The 821-nt window shown below is 35.0% G+C and carries 1 protein-coding gene and 1 pseudogene; both read right to left on the reverse strand.

All coding sequences use genetic code 11. The features are described 5' to 3' along the window. Positions 1–230 (reverse strand): response regulator (locus tag ABU914_RS15445; RefSeq protein WP_483880159.1); only part of this gene is annotated, 230 nt, incomplete at its 3' end. A 131-nt stretch (positions 231–361) separates the two neighbouring features. Further along, positions 362–821, reverse strand: a pseudogene (locus tag ABU914_RS15450) (hypothetical protein); the annotation flags it as partial.

An 821-nucleotide genomic window follows, 5' to 3' on the forward strand; every position in this document is an offset into this window, starting at 1 on the left:
AATGGATCAATTTTGAAACCAATCAAGTGGATCAAAATTAAATTGCGAAGTGGATCACTTTTCACTTGCGAAATACAAAGTTCAATTGCTTTGTTTCCATTTTCCGCTTTATAAATATTTTTGAAACCTTCTTTTATCAGTACCGTTTCCAATAAGTTTAGTATATCCTTCTCATCATCGACCAATAATATCTTCTTCTGATTGAAGTCAGCTACATTAATATTAAACATAACTTCACCTTTTTCATTAAAGTAATTAATCCTCTAGTACAAGTCTATATATACTTTATCAGCTCTGATGAGTAAATTAATGTTCATTACTCATTTTAGGGAAAAAACCACTCATCCACATATGTAATTTTTTACCAGTTAACTTCCCTGCTTTTAGAGACAAAACGAACCGAATCAATTGCGATTCCTTTTAAAATTGTGGATAAGTAAAGTTTGGTCTTTCTTCGCATCACTTCCTTATGATCAACTATAACCACTAGGTGAACCTGATTTGTATCGGTTTCCCTATGTGGTATAAATCCTCGTCTGTTATTTTGTGGGTTCGAATCGCTTCTAAACAGATCCGAGGATTTTTCTTTTGCCGATTTTTTTAAACCCTTTAAGATCTTGGCACCGTTAAGGTACAACTGAACTAGGATGTCGGCAATTTGCACCAGTAGGTAATGGTTTTTCATTGCTGTATAATCATGGCAATTAACATGTTCGATATCGTGCCACCGGTTCTTCTGGTGGATAAAGCCCTCGTTTTCTATTTTCCAGCGACTACGTCCCGCCTGAACAAGTCTTTCCGCGTTCTTTTTTGTTATTTTG

The organism is Pueribacillus sp. YX66, assembly GCF_041725775.1.
GTDB lineage: Bacteria > Bacillota > Bacilli > Bacillales > UBA6769 > Pueribacillus.